This window comes from Kocuria sabuli, from assembly GCF_040981185.1.
Lineage (GTDB): Bacteria > Actinomycetota > Actinomycetes > Actinomycetales > Micrococcaceae > Kocuria > Kocuria sabuli.
Window position 1 is genome coordinate 1 of record NZ_JAVHZE010000079.1, and the last position, 657, is coordinate 657.

Here is a 657-nt window from a genome sequence, read left to right on the forward strand (position 1 = left end):
GTAGTGGTCGACGTGACTGTGGGTGATCACCACAGCGACGACCGGTTTCTTGCCGCGGTTTGCATAGTAGAGATCCAGCGCTTCTTTCGCCGGTTCAGCGCTTAACAGCGGGTCGATAACGGTGATGCCCTTCTCGCCTTCAATGATGGTCATGTTGGAGAGATCGAGATTGCGGATCTGATACACGCCGTCGGTGACCTTAAACAGCCCGCCAATGTTGATCAGCTGTGACTGACGCCACAGGCTCGGGTTTACCGTATCCGGGGCTTTTTCACCCTCTTTCACGAAATCATATTTCGCCGGGTTCCAGATAACGTTCCCCTGCTCGCCTTTAATCATGTTTTGTGGCAGCGGGGCGATAAAACCTTTATGGGCGTTCTCAAAGTCGGTTTTATCGGCAAACGGTAATTTGTTATACAGGGCGTTATTTGCCTGCCGGGTTGTGGCAGTGGCATCCTGCGGCTGCACTTCCGCAAACGCGGAAAGCGACAGCGACGTTAACACACCGGCAAGCGCCAGATGTTTAGCAATTAGGGTTAATTTCATTGAATGGCCTCATAGATTAATTGCGCCGCCTGGATATTTACTGTTGGCGGATAATTTTAATGCGAACTCATTGACGACCATTCTAATCAGAATACTTTCTCATCATAGTCC

1 protein-coding gene is annotated in these 657 nt (G+C 50.4%); it reads right to left on the minus strand.

What is annotated here, in order from left to right; genetic code table 11:
* A partial coding sequence (locus tag RE027_RS17980; protein ID WP_368809663.1) for an MBL fold metallo-hydrolase occupies nucleotides 1–546 on the minus strand: 546 nt, incomplete at its 3' end.
* Nucleotides 547–657: the final 111 nt, after the last annotated feature.